General features: G+C 71.4%; 14 protein-coding genes, 1 pseudogene and 1 riboswitch. Of the genes and pseudogenes, 11 read left to right on the top strand and 4 right to left on the bottom strand.

What is annotated here, in order from left to right:
• Together E1284_RS41515 and E1284_RS16080 are read left to right on the top strand one after the other, a co-directional pair.
• Nucleotides 1-809: LURP-one-related/scramblase family protein (locus E1284_RS41515; protein ID WP_165965291.1), on the top strand; the 809-nt coding region annotated here is incomplete at its 5' end.
• 132 nt (nt 810-941) lie between these two features.
• Nucleotides 942-1,601 (top strand): annotated as a pseudogene (locus tag E1284_RS16080) (response regulator); the annotation flags it as partial.
• A gap of 73 nt (nt 1,602-1,674) precedes the next feature.
• Here E1284_RS16080 and E1284_RS16075 read toward each other — a convergent pair.
• The gene (locus E1284_RS16075) at nt 1,675-2,136 is read right to left on the bottom strand and encodes an SSI family serine proteinase inhibitor (protein ID WP_131939890.1); all 462 of its coding nucleotides are present in this window, start codon (nt 2,134-2,136) and stop codon (nt 1,675-1,677) included.
• Between the two features lie 49 nt (nt 2,137-2,185).
• Here E1284_RS16075 and E1284_RS16070 point away from each other — a divergent pair, with 49 nt between their 5' ends.
• The 4 genes from E1284_RS16070 to E1284_RS16055 all read left to right on the top strand — a co-directional run bounded on the left by E1284_RS16070 (nt 2,186) and on the right by E1284_RS16055 (nt 7,074).
• The gene (locus tag E1284_RS16070) at nt 2,186-2,518 is read left to right on the top strand and encodes a rhodanese-like domain-containing protein (protein ID WP_131939897.1); all 333 of its coding nucleotides are present in this window, start codon (nt 2,186-2,188) and stop codon (nt 2,516-2,518) included.
• A 46-nt stretch (nt 2,519-2,564) separates the two neighbouring features.
• Nucleotides 2,565-2,681, top strand: a riboswitch (TPP riboswitch).
• On the top strand, nt 2,674-4,077 hold the full coding sequence (locus E1284_RS16065; protein ID WP_131939889.1) for a purine-cytosine permease family protein: 1,404 nt from the start codon (nt 2,674-2,676) through the stop codon (nt 4,075-4,077). (Overlaps the previous riboswitch by 8 nt.)
• 76 nt (nt 4,078-4,153) lie before the next feature.
• Nucleotides 4,154-6,160 carry a PAS domain-containing protein gene (locus E1284_RS16060; RefSeq protein WP_131939888.1) on the top strand — a complete coding sequence of 669 codons (2,007 nt, stop codon included), beginning with the start codon at nt 4,154-4,156 and terminating at the stop codon, nt 6,158-6,160.
• A gap of 377 nt (nt 6,161-6,537) precedes the next feature.
• The gene (locus E1284_RS16055) at nt 6,538-7,074 is read left to right on the top strand and encodes an ATP-binding protein (protein ID WP_243714513.1); all 537 of its coding nucleotides are present in this window, start codon (nt 6,538-6,540) and stop codon (nt 7,072-7,074) included.
• Between the two features lie 448 nt (nt 7,075-7,522).
• Here E1284_RS16055 and E1284_RS16050 read toward each other — a convergent pair whose 3' ends face one another.
• Nucleotides 7,523-8,731, bottom strand: a complete 1,209-nt coding sequence (locus E1284_RS16050; RefSeq protein ID WP_243714512.1) for an arginine deiminase — start codon at nt 8,729-8,731, stop codon at nt 7,523-7,525.
• Between the two features lie 30 nt (nt 8,732-8,761).
• On the opposite strand from E1284_RS16050, the gene E1284_RS16045 reads away from it, so the two are divergent.
• The 3 genes from E1284_RS16045 (at nt 8,762) to E1284_RS16035 (ending at nt 12,571) form a co-directional block, all read left to right on the top strand.
• Nucleotides 8,762-9,979 (top strand): MFS transporter, encoded by a 1,218-nt coding sequence (locus E1284_RS16045; protein WP_165965290.1) that lies wholly within the window; start codon nt 8,762-8,764, stop codon nt 9,977-9,979.
• Between the two features lie 349 nt (nt 9,980-10,328).
• Complete coding sequence (gene tuf, locus E1284_RS16040) at nt 10,329-11,513, top strand: elongation factor Tu (protein WP_131939885.1); 1,185 nt, start codon at nt 10,329-10,331, stop codon at nt 11,511-11,513.
• Between the two features lie 179 nt (nt 11,514-11,692).
• A complete protein-coding gene (locus E1284_RS16035; RefSeq protein WP_131939884.1) occupies nt 11,693-12,571 on the top strand; it encodes an endonuclease/exonuclease/phosphatase family protein in 879 nt (292 codons plus the stop codon).
• Between the two features lie 34 nt (nt 12,572-12,605).
• On the opposite strand, the gene E1284_RS16030 is transcribed toward E1284_RS16035, so the two are convergent.
• The gene (locus tag E1284_RS16030; protein ID WP_131939883.1) at nt 12,606-14,162 is read right to left on the bottom strand and encodes a long-chain-fatty-acid--CoA ligase; all 1,557 of its coding nucleotides are present in this window, start codon (nt 14,160-14,162) and stop codon (nt 12,606-12,608) included.
• Between the two features lie 86 nt (nt 14,163-14,248).
• Nucleotides 14,249-14,419, bottom strand: coding sequence for a hypothetical protein (locus tag E1284_RS41510; protein ID WP_165965289.1), 171 nt, complete (start codon nt 14,417-14,419; stop codon nt 14,249-14,251).
• A gap of 196 nt (nt 14,420-14,615) precedes the next feature.
• Between E1284_RS41510 and E1284_RS16025 the strand changes: the two genes are divergently transcribed.
• Both E1284_RS16025 and E1284_RS16020 read left to right on the top strand, forming a co-directional pair.
• Nucleotides 14,616-15,347 (top strand): response regulator transcription factor, encoded by a 732-nt coding sequence (locus E1284_RS16025; RefSeq protein ID WP_243714511.1) that lies wholly within the window; start codon nt 14,616-14,618, stop codon nt 15,345-15,347.
• Nucleotides 15,344-16,459: a sensor histidine kinase gene (locus E1284_RS16020; protein WP_243714510.1), complete on the top strand. Its 1,116-nt coding sequence runs from the start codon at nt 15,344-15,346 to the stop codon at nt 16,457-16,459. The genes E1284_RS16025 and E1284_RS16020 overlap by 4 nt, the downstream gene beginning before the upstream one ends.
• Nucleotides 16,460-16,511 lie beyond the last annotated feature (52 nt).

Below are 16,511 nucleotides of genomic sequence, written 5' to 3'. Positions count from 1 at the left end.
GCCCCGGATACGGCCCGCCGCACCCGGGCTACGGCGCTCCCCGACCGGCCCACGCCCCGCCCTACGCACCGCAGCCCGGCTACGGCTACCCGCAGCAGCAGCCCGCGTACCCGCCCCAGCAGGCCGGCTACGCGCAGCCCGCTTACGCGCCGCCCCAGCAGCCCGGCTACCCGCCGCGGCAACCGCAGGTCCCGCAGCAGCAGGGGTTCCCCGACCTGTACGGTGCGCCGATCCTCGTCTACGACCAGCCGGCGCAGTTCTTCTCGACCGAGGCGAACTACACGATCTGGAGCCCGCAGGGGCAGCCCGCGGCCTACGTCCGGGAGGAGGGCGTGAGCGGGGCCAAGAAGGCGTTCCGCGTCCTCAACCAGGCGAGCCAGACCAAGGCCGAGCGCAAGCTCACGATCTACCGCCCCGACGGGATGCCGTACTTCCTCTTCTACAAGCCGTACGGCTTCATGGGCACGCCCCAGATGCAGGTCCTCACCCCGCAGGGCGGCCTCATCGGCCACCTGCGCAAGCGCGCGCTGCGCGGCTGGGAGATCCTGACCGCCCAGGAGCAGCAGATCGGCTACTACGAACTGCTGAGCGGCCGGGTCACCGACTGGCAGCAGCGGGAGCTGGCCCGCATGCAGCGCGGCTTCGACGGCTACGGCGAGTTCCTGTCGCAGATGTTCACGGGCGCCGACCGCTACGTCCTGCAGATGCACGTCCAGCCACCCGAACCGATGCGCACCCTGATCCTGGCCTGCCCCCTGGCCTTCGACACGGCCGTCTCCCAGAACCGCAGCATCGGCGGCTGGCTGTGAGCACCGCCGATTAGGCGGCTACTACGGCGGCAGTACTTCTCGAATACTGCGTAGAGAGGGTTACGCGGCCGCCCTGCGTCGTTACGGTCGGGGCGTGACGAGGCCGGGCCGCTGCGCGGAAGAGAAGACGGCGTGATCCGCGTGGCGCTGGCGGACGACCAGGTCCTGGTGCGCGCGGGCTTTCGGGCGCTCCTTGAGGACGAGGACGACATGGAGGTCGTCGCCGAGTGCGGGGACGGCGAGAAGGCCGTGCGCCAGGCCGTGGAGTTCCGCCCCGACGTGATCCTCATGGACGTCCAGATGCCGGTCCTCGACGGGATCGAGGCCACCCGCCGCATCACCGGCGATCCGCGGCTGCGGGACGTCCGGGTGATGATCCTCACGTCCTACGAGCACGACGACTACGTCTACGGGGCGATCGAGGCGGGTGCCAGCGGCTTCCTGGTGAAGGACACCGAACCGCTGGAGCTGATCATGGGCGTGCGGGCCGTCGCCCGCGGGGACGCGCTGCTGGCGCCCAGGGTGACGCGGCGGCTGTTCAGCGAGTTCGCGTCCCGGATCGCCCCTCCGCCGGCCGCCGCGCAACTGGGTACGCTCACCGCCCGCGAGCACCAGATCCTGGCGCTGGTGGCCGAGGGGCTGTCCAACGAGGAGATCGCCGGACGGCTGGTGGTGTCGCCGGCCACCGTCAAAACCCATGTGAGCCGCATCCTGGCCAAACTCGGGGTCCGCGACCGCGCGCAGCTCGTCGTCCTGACCTACGAGACGGGGCTGGTCCGCCCGGGTTGGCTGGGCGGGAGTGTCAGGCCCCGGCGGGTGCCGGGGCCTGACCTGGCAGGACCGAACCGGAACGGGGAGGGCTCGGTCAGCGGACCTTGGGGACGGGGCCGAAGACGGGGGCCACCTCGGTCCAGCGGTGGAGTTGGCAGCCGTCCTCGCGGGTGAACTTGGTGTCGATGTCCTTGTTGTGCCAGGTGCCCTTGACCGTGGCGATCTCAGGGCCGCCGTAGATCTTGGTGCACATCTGGTCCTTGGGGACGGGCTTGAAGGGGTCCTGGGCCTTGGTCAGGGCCGCGCATGCGTCGGCGGCCTTCGGGTGGGTACCGCCAGGGGGATCGCAGGTCAGCGTCCAGGTCTTGGCGGGGGCCTCCGCGGAGGCCTTGACGGAGATGGTCAGTGAGTCGGCGGGTGTGCCGGAAGGCTGAACGGACGTCGTGCCGGACGGCGCTTCGGCGGGGTTTCCGTTGGCCTGTTCGTCGCCGCAGGCGGCCAGGGTCAGGAGCATGGCCAGCCCGGGCGCGGCGAACAGGAGCGTCCGATACCGCATACGTGATTCGACGCGAGGCCGGTTCGCGCGGTTCCATGGGGGTGTGATGATTTTCGGGGAAGACGTGCCGGGCGTCGACGCGGCCGACGTCCCGCGGGACGGCTATCTGCTGGACGTCCGGGAGCAGGACGAATGGGACGCGGGCCACGCGCCCGAGGCGGTCCACATCCCCATGCGGCAGCTCGGCGACCGCGCCGGGGAGGTCCCGCGCGACCGGGAGGTCTTCGTGATCTGCCGGTCGGGGCAGCGGTCGGCGCAGGTGACGGTGGCGCTGAACCAGGCGGGCTGGCTGGCGCGGAACGTCGACGGCGGGATGAAGAGCTGGGCGGAGGCCGGACGTCCGATGGAGGGCACCGGCGACGTCCCGCCGTATGTGGCGTGATCATCCCCTTTGGGGGAGATGACCATCGGTTGTACGATCGGGCCTGACCGATAACCGCGGGAGCTCGGGCCAGAGCCGGGCTGAGAGGGCGGCCTCCAGGGCGTCGCCGACCGCATGAACCTGTCCGGGTAATGCCGGCGTAGGGAGCGTGTCCCGTGACGTCCGATGTCGAAAAGCGCCCTCGGGGCGAGCGGCCCGCGAACGAGGTCCCCTTCACCCTCGACGAGCCCGCCCCCAAGGTTCTCGGGTTCTGGGACCAGAGCGCGTTCTGGGCCAACCTCGGCGTCAGCCTGCTGGCCTTCTCCGGCGCCTACACCGTGCTGGCGCCGGACGGCGACGGCAGGCCGACCATCTCCATCATGGCGGGCATCGTCGCGATGGCCGTCGGAACGATCATCGGCGGGCTGATGCTGGGCCTCGCCGCGGTCCCGGGGGCCCGCACCGGCCAGCCCGCGATGGTGCTGCTGCGCGGCCTGTTCGGCGCGCGGCTGTCGTACGCGCCGACGGTCCTGAACATCGCGCAGCTCGTCGGCTGGGGGACGTTCGAGCTGATCGTCATCGCGGACGCCGCGGGTGAGCTGTGGGACGGGGTGCCCCGCTGGGGCTACGTCGTCGCGGCCGGCGTGATCACGACGGTGCTGACGGTGTGGCCGCTCGGGTCCGTGCGGCTTCTGCGCCGGTATGTGACGGTCGCGGTGGCGATCGCGCTCGTCTACTTCTACGTGGAGCTCGTCCGGCAGCCGCTGCCCGACCTCACGGAGGGCTCGTGGGGCGGCTTCTGGATCGGGGCGGACGCGGCGCTGGCCGTGTCGATCTCCTGGGTTCCGGTCGCCGCCGACTACACCCGGCATTCCCGGACGGAGCGGGCGGCGTTCGGCGCGGCGTCCGTCGGCTACTCGGTCACGCAGATCATCGCCTACGTGCTCGGACTGCTGGCGCTCGCGCTGGTCGCGGGCGACACCGGCCGGGTGTTCGACCCGTTCCTCGGCGCCTCGCTCGGCGTGGTGTTCTTCGCGATCTTCGTGCTGCGGGAGGCGGACCAGTCGTTCGCCGACACCTACTCCACGGCCGTGTCGATCCAGAACCTCTTCCCGCGCGCCGACCGCCGGGTCCTGAGCGTGCTGCTCGGTGCCGGCATCACCGTCCTCGCGCTGGCCCTGGACATCGACGACTACGCGGGCTTCCTGACCCTGATCGGGTCGGTCTTCGTCCCGATGCTGGGTGTGCTCGCCGCCGACTTCTTCCTCGGACGCCGCCGCGCCCCGGCCGCCGCGTCCGGTGCGGCGACCCTCTCCAAGGGGGAGGCCGCGGCCGGCCTGGACGGATGGGACGTGTCACGCCGGGCGCCGTCGCGGTGGGGGATGATCGCGGCCTGGGCGATCGGGTTCGTCGTCTACCAGTTGATCAACCCCGGCACGGTCGAGCGCTGGGCGGACTTCTGGCGGGACGTCCAGGACGCGCTGCACTTCGCCCCGCAGAGCTGGATGAGCGCCTCGCTGCTGTCGTTCCTGGTCGCGGGGGCCGCCGCGCTGCTCATCGGCAGGATTACCAGACGGTAGCCTTACCAAAAGGTAAGGTTCACGTGGCAATTTTCGATGCAAGTTACCCGGCGGCGCGCCGGAGTCCGGTGGCACGATGACAGGCGTGTACCAGCACGTCCACGATCCGATCGCGCGGGCCGTCATCGAGAGCGCCGCCGATGCCATCGTGGCCGTTGACCAGCGGCATCGGGTGACGGTGTGGAACCCGGCCGCCGAGCGTATGTTCGGCTGGAGCGCCGCGGAGATGATCGGGCGCGTCCCGCCGATCGTTCCGGACGAGCTGAAGGCCGAGCACAACGCCGTCCAGGAGCGGCTGCTCACCCGGCCCGCCGGCGAGGGCGACAACGGGCAGATCTCGATCGCGACCCGCCGCTTCCACCGGGACGGCCGCCTCATCGACGTGCGCATCGACACGAGCCTGCTGAAGGACCCGGGCGGGACGCTGCTCGGCTGGGTGGGCGTGTACCACCCGGTCGAGGAGGACGACATCGTCCAGCACCACATGACCGAGCGTGCCCGGCTCGTCCGGCGGCTGAACGACATCGTCGCCGACCTGAACGCCGAACTCGACCTCGGCGTCGTCCTCGACCGGATCACCACCGCGCTGATCGAGCTGACCGGCGCCGACGCGGGCGGGTTCGTCCGGATCGAGGGCGAGCGGCTGCGGCTGGTCAGCATGTCCGGCCTGCCGGAGCACATGCGGGGACGGTCGGCGGAGCTGCGGCCCAGCCTGGTCGGTGAGCTGCTGCGGTCGGGCAAGACCGTCAAGCTCGCGACCGGCGAGCAGCGCCTCGGCGACCTGATCTGGTCGGAGCTGCCCGGTCTGCACACGATCGCGCTCGGACTGTCCTACCTGCAGAACCGGCCCTACGGGGCGCTCTACGCGCTGTTCTCCGGCAGCAAGGCCGGGCACACCGAGCTGGAGCTGCTCGAACTGCTCGCCGGGCACGCCGGCGTCGCGGTCGGCAACGCCGTCGCGTACGCGGAGGTCGTCCGGCAGCGGGCGCACGAGCGGGCGGTGATCGACTCCAGCGCGGACGGCATCGCCGTCCTCGACCACGACCTGGTCGTCCGGCAGTGGAACCCGGCCGCGCACGCCCTCACCGGCATCCCGCCGGAGGCCGCGATCGGGCGCCCGCTGCCGTTCGACATGCCGGGGCTCGGGGAGATGCTCACGTTCCGGCTGGAGTCCGGGACGTGGCTGAACGTGCTGGCCGCCGAGATCGAGGAGACCGGCGAGCTGGTCGTCGACTTCCGGGACGTGTCCGAGGCCAAGGCCCTCGAAGAGGCCAAGGACCTGTTCCTGGCGACCACCAGCCACGAGCTGCGCACCCCGATCACGGTCGTGCAGGGCTTCGCGTCCACGCTGGTCAACCGGTGGGACGAGATGGCCGACGGCGACCGGCGCAGCGCCGTCGCCACCATCGCCGAGCGCGCCCAGTCCCTCGGCCGGCTGGTCGAGCACCTGCTGCTCGGCTCCCGCGCGGGCGCCGACGAGCTGGCCGTGACGATCGAGGCGTTCGACCTGACCCGGGTGCTGGAGGGCGTCGTCGGCGGGTTCCGGTCCCTGTCGCCGCTGCACCGCGTGGAGCTGGAGATCGCGCCCGACCTGCCGCCCTGCCGGGGGGACGCGATGGCGACCGACATCGTGCTCGGGCAGCTGCTGGAGAACGCGTTCAAGTACTCCCCGGACGGCGGGACGGTCAGCGTCCGCGCCCGCTGCGAGGGCTCCGACATCGTCGTCACGGTCGTGGACGAGGGCATCGGCATCCCGCCCGGCGACCACGAGCGGATCTTCGAGCGGTTCGTGCAGGGCGACGCCGGCGACCGGCGGCGCTTCGGCGGCATCGGGCTCGGTCTCTATATCGTCAAACGGCTGACGGAGGCACAGGGCGGGAGAATTTCAGCTCATCCGGCCGAACGTGAGAGAAGTCACACGCAATCACGCAAAGTGCCGGTAAGCCGCGAAGTACCAGAAATGGAACGGGCCATCGGACGTCCGAACACGCTCGTCCGGTCCGCGGACGGCCGCGGACCCGCAGGTGGCGCGCGTGCGGGCGACGGAACCTGCATGCGCCTCGTGCTGCGCGGTGCCCGATGACCGGTTTCGGTTACTCACCGTGACGACACTCCCTCCCCGGTGGCCGGGTGAGACCGTTGTGACCTGGGCGTTCAGCGGTCTCGACGGGTGGCAACCTTGGCTGGTGCGAGAAAGTACGGTGACCGCGGGGTGTGATGGACGAAACGCGCGCGCGAGGAGTAAGTCCGCCGTTGGCTGGATAGATCCTTTGATAGTTGCCGTTGGTGACGAGATTCCGTTCCGGGGGTGATCACCGTGACCGGACGGCCGGTGACTCGTTGTGCAGGTGATGGACTGGATCGTCCGGGTTTCCGGTCGCGTACATCAGGGCATTTCGGTCGTACTGGAAGAGCGACGGCGGGACTCGTCCGAGTAAGCGGAACCACGGGGAGGTGAGGGTGTCGAGCGTCGTACTGCTGCCACACGCACCGTCCAGCGTCGCGGTCGCCCGTAGGCGCCTCAGCTCGGAACTGGCCGACTCGGGGGTCTACGAGACGGTCGTGGACGACGCCAGCGTCATCCTCAGCGAGCTCATCAGCAACGCACTGCGGCACGCGCGGCCGCTGCCGTCCGGCCAGGTCAGGGTCTGCTGGCTGCGCCGCGGTGACGTCCTCGAACTCGAGGTCAGCGACGGCGGCGCCATGACCGAGCCCCGGCGCGGCCCGGGCACGCTGTCCTCGCTCGGCGGGCGCGGACTCGGCATCGTCGAGGCCCTGTCCGAGGGCTGGGGAGTGCGCCACGAGGACGGCGGCACCACGGTCTGGGCCGTCGTGCGGGCGCCCAAGTCCGCGAGCGGGAACGGGACGTCCGACCCGGTGGGGATGCACGCGGTCCCCGATCTGGCCGACTTCCCCGACCTCCTGGATGAACCGGGCGAAGATCTCTACAACGGAACCACGAATAGAACGGCTCCAAGTAGGGCATATCCGGCATAGGAGGACCCCGCCTGGAAGGAACCCCGCCCTACCTTGTATGGTCCTCTCCAAGCTCGGGCGCTGTCGTGCCCCCGTCGACACCGCCCGAGCTCTATTTATTGTATTTTTCTCCTCCTTCGGGCCTTGGCGGCCCTCCATCGTCGAAAAACACGGCGATCGCTGGCATCGCTTTCGACTCGCCTAGCGGCTCGCTTCGCGATCAGGTTCTTGCTTCGCTCGAACCTGCCTTCGGACGCGATCGCAACGTCCCGGTCCCCACAACCTCAGGTTCAGGACGTCCGTCTTACTGTCCGTGCGTGGTCGAGGCCCCCTGCCTGATGTCCCCGCGTGCCTTCCGCCCAGCGAAGCTTTCTGCCCTGCGCGCCTTCGATCACGCGAGGTTTCGCATCCCGTGTGCCGTGCGGCGTGCAGCTGCCGTCTGTGTTCTGGCGGGCCTTGTGGGGCGGGGTTAGATGTCGTCGCGGAGGGTGGGGCAGGACATGCAGCGGGGGCCGCCTCGGCCGGTGCCCAGTTCGCTGCCGCTGATGCGGATCACTTCGATGCCCGAGGCTTCCAGCTGGGCGTTCGTTTCCATGTTGCGTTCGTAGGCGACGCAAAGGCGGGGTGCAACGGCGAGGGTGTTGTTGCCGTCGTCCCATTGTTCGCGTTCGGCGGTCACCGGGTCCAGGCCGGTGTCGATGACCTTCAGGCGGTCGAGCTGCATTGCCTCGGCGGCGGCTTCCAGGAAGGGGCGCGGTTCCGATACACGCAGGTCGCCATTGGTGAGGGTGACCTTGTGGGCCATCAGGGAGTGCGCGACCGGTGGATACATCACGACGGTGTCGACGTCGACCATGGTGCAGACGGTGTCCAGGTGCATGGTCGCTCGTTCCTGGGCTATGGGCACCGCCAGGACGGTGTGCGCCAGGTTCGCCTTGAAGACCTGGCGGGCCAGGCGTTCCACGCCTGCGGGGGTTGTGCGCTCGCCTGTTCCCACTGCGATTACGCCTGGGGAGAGTAGGAGGACGTCGCCTCCCTCGACGTGTTCCAGGAACGGTGAGTACACCGGCTCCACGCCTGCGAATCGGGGGTGGTGGGCGTAGACGAGGGCGGTCAGGGCCGACTCGCGGCGGCGGGCCTCCATGGCAAGGCTCGTCACCGCCACCCGGTCGCCGATCCAGGTGCTGTTGTCGCGGGTGAACAGCAGGCCGGGGAGGGGGTCGATGATGAAGTCGAGCGTGTCCATGAGGCGGTAGACCAGGCCGTGCCCGGACTTGAGCTCCTCGTGGGCCAGGCCGCCGATCAGGGTCTGGGTGAGGTTCTCCGGGTCGAGGTCGCGCAGGTGGTCCTCGACGATGCGGCGGAGCTGGTCGCCGAGGCGCAGGTCGACGATGGCGTCGGCGATCGCCTGGTCGCGGGCCGGCTCGTACTCCAGGGCGTCCTGCAGCAGCTCGGTCAGGTAGAGGACCTCGACGCCGCGCGAGCGCAGGGCCTCCGCGAACGCGTCGTGCTCCTCCTGGGCGCGGCCGGCCCACGGGATCGCGTCGAACAGCAGCTTGTCGCTGTTGCGCGGGGTGAGGCGTTTCAGTTCCGCGCCGGGGCGGTGCAGCAGGACGGTCCGCAGCCGTCCGACCTCGCTGGTGACCCGGTGCTCGTGCACTGCCTTCGCTGCCGTCACTCTTCGCAGTCTATGTGCCAGCATTCGAGCGTGATCGGACGGAATGCGGCGCTGCCGCTTCACCTGACGTCCGCGACGATGCTGCGGGTGTCGGCGGAGGGTGTCGCGACGGCGCTGGTCCTGACCGTCCAGGCGCGGACGGGGCACGCGGCCACCGCCGGCTACCTGCAGACCGCCATGACGCTGCCGTACGTCCTCAGCGGGCCGATCATCGGGAACGCCCTGGATCGGGTGGGGCGTCCGCGTTCCGTCGCGGTCGCCCTGGCCGGCTGCTACGCCGTCGCCACCGGGCTGCTGCTGGTGATGGCCGGGAGTTCGCCGCTCTACCTCGCACTGTGCGTCGCGGCCGTGATCGGATGCACCGAGCCGATCGTCGTCGCGCTGACCAGCCTGCTGCCCCGGTTCGTCCCGGCCGGACGGCTTTCCCGCGCTTATGGGCTGGAGGCGTCCAGCTACAACCTCGCGGGCATCGCGGGCCCCGGCCTGGCGGCGGGCCTGGCCGCGCTGGCCGGTGGCGAGTACGCGGGTACGGCCGTGGTCGCCGTCGGGGTCCTCGGCCTGCTCACCTTGCCCTTCCTCCCCTTCCCGGGGCCCGCCACCGGGCAGGACCCGCCCGCGGCGGGCGACGCGGTGCCGTCCGAGCGGCCCGGCATCGCCTCGGTGATCACGGGCGGGCTCGTCGTGCTGGCCGAGGGACGGGTGCTGCGGGCGCTGACGGTGGCCACGACGCTCGCCTGGACGGGGTTCGGCGGCGTCGCGGTGACGGCGGTGCTGCTCGCCGAGCACATCGGGGCCCCGCCGAGCGCGGGCGGCCGGCTGCTCGTCGCGCTGGCGGTCGGGTCGCTGATCGGGTCGCTGGCGTCCAGCCGGTGGCTGACGCCCAAGCACGCGGAGCCCGTGATGTTGGCCGGGCTGGTCGCGTTCGGGGCGGCGCTCGCCGCGCTCGCCGTGGCGCCGTCGCTGCCGTGGGCGACGGCGGCGTTCGTCGCGGCGGGGATCGCGGAGGGGCCGGTGTTCGCGGCCACGCTGATGCTGCGGCAGCGCGAGTCGCCGCCCGACCGGCTCGGCCAGGTCAACACGACGGCGGGCAGCCTCAAGATCGGCGCGTCCGCGGTGGGCGCCGCGCTGACCGCCGCCGCGGCGGACGCCATCGGTCCCGTCGGGCTGGTCCTGGCGATCGCCGCCTTCCAGTTCGCCGGCGCCGCCGCCGGAGTCGTGCTCCTGCGCGCTCCGGCGGACGGCGCGTGAGTCGGGGGACCGCGTCCCTGATCGCCGCGTCCCGGACCGACCGAGCGGTGCGCCGGCCTGTTCCACCGGCACGCCCCCGCGACGGGTCCGCCATGAAAAACCGGTCGACTTCGCAGGGGAGCCGACCGTAGTGTCCGAGGCATGTTCTTCGCAGCCGGCACCAGGACGCTCGCGGGCACCGCCCCGCTGAGCGCGGTGCCGGCTGCCTTCTCGGCAGTCGCAGCGGACGCGGTCGTCGCCGACGGCCTGCGAAGCTGACCCCTCTCCGTCCCACCCTTCCGGAGAACCAGCGGAGGGGGGTGGTCCCAAGTACGGGTTCTCACCGGATCCACCAGTGAGGACAGGGCCGATGGCCAAGCAGTTGTACGAGCGCGACAAGCCCCACATCAACATCGGGACGATGGGGCACGTCGACCACGGCAAGACGACGCTGACCGCGGCGATCACGAAGGTGCTCGCCGAGCGCGGGCTGGCGTCCGCGGTGCCGTTCGACCGCATCGACCGCGCCCCCGAGGAGCGCGACCGGGGCATCACGATCAACGTCGCGCACGTCCAGTACGCGACCGCGACCAGGCACTACGCCCACGTCGACATGCCGGGTCACGCCGATTACGTGAAGAACATGATCTCGGGTGCGGCGCAGGTGGACGGGGCCGTGCTCGTCGTGTCCGCGCAGGACGGGGCCATGCCGCAGACGCGGGAGCACATCGTCCTCGCGCGGCAGGTCGGCGTCGAGCACATCGTGGTGGCGCTGAACAAGGCCGACATGGTCGACGACACCGAACTGCTCGACCTGGTCGAGCCGGAGGTCAGGGAACTGCTCTCCGAGTACGGCTTCCCCGGCGACGAGGTGCCGATCGTGCGGGTGTCCGGCCTGCGGGCGCTGGAGGGCGACCCGTACTGGACGGCCCGGATCGGCGACCTGCTCGACGCGATCGACGGCTACGTGCCCGTCCCGCGGCGGGTGCTGGACAAGCCGTTCCTCATGCCGGTCGAGAGCGTCCTCACGATCACCGGGCGCGGCACTGTCGTGACCGGGGTCGTGGCGCAGGGCGCGATCCGGCTCGGGGACGCCGTCGAGGTCGTCGGCCTCGGCGAGTCGTTCGGCTCCGTCGCGACCGGGCTGGAGACGTTCGGGCAGGCCATGGGCCACGCGGAGGCCGGCGACAACACGGCGATGCTGCTGCGCGGCGTCAAGCGCGACCAGGTGCGGCGCGGGCAGGTGGTCAGCGCGCCGGGCGCGATCCGGCCGCACGCGCGGTTCCGGGCGCGGGTCCGGGTGCTGACGGCCGCCGAGGGCGGGCGGTCCAGGCCGTTCTTCCACGGCTACCGGCCGCAGTTCCACTTCCGCACGACGGACGTGGTCGGCGGCATCGACCTCGGCGGCGAGGGCGGCATGGCCATGCCCGGCGACACCGTCGACATGGCCGTCGAGCTGGGTCGGCCGGTCGCGATGACCGAGGGGCTCGGCTTCGCGATCCGCGAGGGCGGCCGGACGGTCGGCGCCGGCACGGTCGGCGCGCTGCTCGACTAGCGCCGGCGAGCGGGCGGGGGCCCGGCGGGAGCATTCGCCGGGTCCCTCTAGTCTGGGCCGCGGCGGAAGATCGTCAGATCATGAGTGACCGTGTGGTCGTGCGAACCGGTGGCGGATGCGATCTTGATGTGGTGTGATTCCGGCATCACCCCCCGCAGTAGCCCCATTCTGGAGAATGTGTGCGATCCCCCCGCGCCCTGATTCCGCTCCTCTCGGTCTGCGCCGCCGCCGCGGTCGTCACCATCGCCGCCGCCGGCGCGAGCATCGAGGGCCTGCCGGGCGGTGGCGGCCCCGCCCACGCCGACGGTGCCGCCGAACCCCCGCCCGCCGTGACGATCAACGCGGTCACCTGGAACGTCTGCGGCGGGCCCGGCTGCCCGTCCGAGACCGCGCCGGCGAAGCTCACCAAGCAGATCGTCCAGCGGATGCACGCCACCGAGGTCGGCGGGCGCAAGGTCAAGACGAACGCGGTCCTGCTCCAGGAGGTCTGCGAAGGGCACGTGCGCACCGTCAAGAAGAGCATGGGGTCGTGGACGTGGGCGTTCGCCGCGTCCCCCGACGGCTCGTCCTGCGCGCAGGGCCAGGGCCGGGCCGGTGTCGCGCTCGGCACCGAGGCGCCGCTCACCGAGACGCGCCAGGCCAAGCTCCCGGCGCCTCCCGGCCGGACCCGCGTCGCGCTGTGCGGCGAGGTCCCGTCCTGGGCGACCCGCGTGTGCGTCACCCAGCTCAGCCAGGCCGAAGGCGACGAGTGGCGGCAGAAGGAGGCCCGCGCCCTCGCCGAGATCGCCGGGACCGGCCGCGTCCTCCTCGGCGGCGACTTCGCCGCCGGTCCGGACAGCCCCGCCCTCGACCCGCTCTACGCCTCCTACGACGAATGCGACCAGACCGGGACATCCCGCACGGGCGCGAACACGCGGCAGAACTGGCAGGGCACCGCGGTCGAGAAGACCGACTACCTCTTCATCACCAAGTCGGCCGCCGTCTCCTGCAGCGTCCCGACTGACCGCACCACGACGTCCGACCACCGTCCGATGTCCGCCGAGGTCCGCTTCAAGTGACCCGGCCAGGGGGCGCCGGAGCGCCCCCTGGCAGTCACGACACCTCGCGGTCCTGGCCCTGCCAGTAGGGGGCGCGGAGTTCCCGCTTGAGGATCTTGCCGGTGGGGTTGCGCGGGATCTCGTCGCGGCGCTCGACGGAGCTCGGGCACTTGAAGTGGGCCAGATGCTCGCGGCAGTAGTCGATGAGGTCCTGCTCGGAGACGTCCGAGGTGAGGACGACCAGGGCCTTCGGCGTCTCGCCCCAGCGCTCGGACGGGACGCCGATCACGGCGCAGTCGGAGACGTCCGGGTGGCTCATCAGGACGTTCTCGACCTCGGCCGGGTAGATGTTCTCCCCGCCCGAGATGATCATGTCCTTGACGCGGTCGTGGATGTAGAGGTAGCCGTCCTCGTCGAGGTAGCCCGCGTCGCCGGTGCGGAACCAGTTGTCGTCCGACAGCGCGGTGGCGGTCGCGTCCGGCATCCCCCAGTACCCCTTCATGTTCTGCGGGGTCTTGCAGAGGATCTCGCCGACCTGCCCGGCCGGCACCTCCTCGCCGGTGGCCGGGTCGACGATCTTCAGGGTGGTGGTGGCGTTGGCGAGCCCGGCGCTGCGCAGCCGGTGCGTGTTCGGGCCGTCCGGGTCGTGGTCGGCGGCGGGCAGCATCGTGATCGCGCCGGTGACCTCCGTCAGCCCGTACACCTGCATGAACTCGGTGCCCGGCAGCATCCGCATGGCGCCGCGCAGCACGTCCTCGCTGATCGGGGACGCGCCGTACAGCATGAGCCGCAGGCTGGACAGGTCGCACTCGGCGACCTCCGGGATCAACTGCATGAACTGCAGCAGGACCGGGACGAGGAAGATGTGCGTGACGCGGTGCCGCTCGATGTCCCGCGCGATCACCGTCGGGTCGGGCTCGCGCGCGATGACGCCCGCGATGCTGTTGTAGATGGCGGAGACCGTGAGGACGTTGCCCGCGACGTGGTACATCGGCATCGCGACCATCAGGACGGACGACTCGTCGATGTCCCACACGTCGGTGGTCACGCTCAGCGCGGCGAGGAAGTTGTCGTGCGTCAGCATGACGCCCTTGGGCAGGCCCGTCGTGCCGGACGAGTAGAGCTGGACGAACACGTCCGCGGTGTCGGGCACGTGGTCGGACGGTGTGTCGGGCGCCCCGTCGACCCAGGCGGCGTAGTCCTGGTAGGCGTGGCCGGAGCCGCCGATGACCACCATCTGGGCGGTGTGCTCCAGCTTGTCGGCGATCGCGTCCAGGACGGGGACGAACTCCGGCCCCACGATGAAGACCTTGGCCTGCGCGTTGTTGACGATGTAGGCGACCTCGTCGGGCGCCAGCCGGTAGTTCACCGGGACCTGGACCGCGCCGATGCGCGCCGCGCCGAACAGCTGCTCGGCGTATTCGAGAGAGTTCTTGTCGAGGATCGCGACCCGGTCGCCGAGCCCGACGCCCGCGGACGCGAGCGCGTTGGCGACCTGGTCGGCGCGCCGGTCGAAGTCACCGAACGTGACCTCGGTATCGCCCGCGATGTACGCGACGCGATCGGGATGTGAACGTGCGCGTTCGCGCAGCACCTCTGTCAGACCCGGCACGGTTATAGTCCCTTCGCCGATGACCGCCTGGTTATCCGGCATCATGCGGTCACCGGCGACGCCCCGCAAGGGGAATGAGCTGCTTGCTAGCGGCTTTTGGACATCTTGGACACGGCGGTTACGGCGAGTACCACGACGACGGCGACGAGTCCGATGAAGAAGAAGAACTTCAGCATCGAGATGAGGGCGCCGATGACGGTCATCGCCAGCCATACCGCGAGCACCACGCCGATGATGGTCAGGATCGTCTTACCCATGCCTCCACCGTATGCGCCCGCCCCGCGTGGGGCATCACCCTTGGGTACGAGCCTGGAGGGCCATCATCCCCACCGCACGGCGGACCCCGACCCTGACGTCCCCGGCGCCGTCACCCTGACCCGACTCAGGGGCCCAGTCCTTACAGGGTGGTGACGGATTTCCAGGGCGGCGCCGGCGGCACCGTAGCGTTGAGGGGTGAACTCCCCGATCCCCTCCGGGCGCGTCCTGGTGGTCGACGACGATCCGGTGGTGGCCGACGTCGTCGCCCGGTACCTGGCCCGCGACGGGCACGAGGTGGTCCGCGCGGCGGACGGGCCGACCGCCCTGCGCAGGGCGCTCGACCATCCGCCGGACCTCATCGTCCTCGACCTGATGCTGCCCGGCATGGACGGCCTGGAAGTGTGCCGCCGGCTCCGCGAGACCTCGACCGTCCCGATCGTGATGCTGACGGCGCTCGGCGCGGAGACCGACCGGCTCGTCGGGCTGGAGACCGGCGCCGACGACTACGTGACCAAGCCGTTCAGCCCGCGCGAGCTGGCACTGCGCGTCCGGTCGGTGCTGCGCCGGGCGCGCGGCGCGCTGGTGCCGGCCGGGCCGTCCGGGCCGCTGCGCGACGGCGACCTCGTCGTGGACGTCGGCGCGCACGAGGCGGGGCTGCGCGGCGAGCGGCTGGCGCTCACGTCCCGCGAGTTCGACCTGCTGGCGTTCCTGCTGCGCCATCCGAGGCGCGCGTTCACCCGCGACGAGCTGCTCGAACGCGTCTGGGACTGGACGTTCGGCGACTCCTCCACGGTGACCGTCCACGTCCGGCGGCTGCGCGAGAAGATCGAGGACGACCCGACGGCCCCCCGCCGCATCGTGACCGTGTGGGGCGTCGGCTACCGCTACGAACCGGCCGGGCCCGCGGCGACGGAGGACGAGTCGTGATCCCCTTCGAGGACCTGCTGTGGGTCGTCTGGTACGCGGCGCTCGCCGCGTTCACCGTCGCGGTGGGGGCGCTCGCCGTCCTGTACGCGCTGCGCGGGCGCTCGGTCGCCACCCAGCTGATCGTGGTGGGCGTCGCGACGGTGCTTGCGACGATCTCCGGCATCATCGTGATCTCGTTCATGATGATCCTGAACGACCATGACCGGGCGGTCGTCCTCGCCGTGGTGACGTCCGCCGGTGTGGTCGCGATGGCGGTGTCGGTGCTGCTGGGGCGCCGCCTGGTGGCCGCGAACCGCACGCTCGTGGAGGCCGTCCGGGCGGACTCGTTCCGTCCGCCGGCGGCGCGGCTGCCCGCGGAGCTGGCCGAGCTGTCCCGCGAGCTGGCGGCCGCCTACGCGCGGCTGGCCGCCTCGCACGAGCGCGAGCAGGCCCTGGAGGCGAGCCGCCGCGAGCTGGTCGCCTGGGTGAGCCACGACCTGCGGTCCCCGCTCGCCGGCCTGCGCGCGATGGCGGAGGCCCTGGAGGACGAGGTCGTCGCCGACGACGACACCGTCCAGCGCTACCACCGCCGCATCCGCGTCGAGGTGGAGCGGCTCACGGAGATGGTGGACGACCTGTTCGAGCTGTCCCGGATCCACGCGGGGGCGCTGCGGCTGTCCCGCGAACGCGTCGGCCTCGCCGACCTGGTCGCGGAGGCGGTCGCGGGCGCCGAGGCGCTCGCCCGCGCCAAGGGCGTGAAGCTGCGCGGCGACGTCCGCGAAGGGCTGCCGGTGCGGGTGGACGCGGGCGAGCTGGGCCGGGCGCTCCGCAACCTCGTCGTCAACGCGATCCGGCACACCCCGGGCGACGGCGCCGTCCTGATCATCGGCGAGGTGCGCGAGGGGGAGGCGCGGGTGACGGTCGCCGACGCGTGCGGCGGCATCCCCGAGGACGACCTGCCGCGCGTGTTCGACGTCGCGTTCCGCGGCGAGGCGGCCCGCACCCCGGGCGGCGGCGCGGGCCTCGGCCTCGCGATCGCGCGCGGCATCGTGGAGGCGCACGCCGGGCGGATCGGCGTCGCCAACGACGGCCCCGGCTGCCGCTTCGAGGTCCGCCTGCCGCTCACGGCCTGACCGTTGACCTGCGGCGTGTAGCGCGCTCATGACAACGACACGCCGCAGGTCG

Source organism: Actinomadura bangladeshensis, from assembly GCF_004348335.1.
GTDB lineage: Bacteria > Actinomycetota > Actinomycetes > Streptosporangiales > Streptosporangiaceae > Spirillospora > Spirillospora bangladeshensis.
Note: the sequence above shows the minus strand (reverse complement) of the source record. Positions and strands in the feature narration are given on the sequence as shown.

Bases quoted from the DNA above. Each gene is read 5' to 3' on its own strand.
- tuf (WP_131939885.1), top strand. From the start codon at position 10,329: ATGGCCAAGCAGTTGTACGAGCGCGACAAGCCCCACATCAACATCGGG.
- E1284_RS16060 (WP_131939888.1), top strand. From the start codon at position 4,154: ATGACAGGCGTGTACCAGCACGTCCACGATCCGATCGCGCGGGCCGTC.
- E1284_RS41510 (WP_165965289.1), bottom strand. From the start codon at position 14,419: ATGGGTAAGACGATCCTGACCATCATCGGCGTGGTGCTCGCGGTATGG.
- E1284_RS16075 (WP_131939890.1), bottom strand. From the start codon at position 2,136: ATGCGGTATCGGACGCTCCTGTTCGCCGCGCCCGGGCTGGCCATGCTC.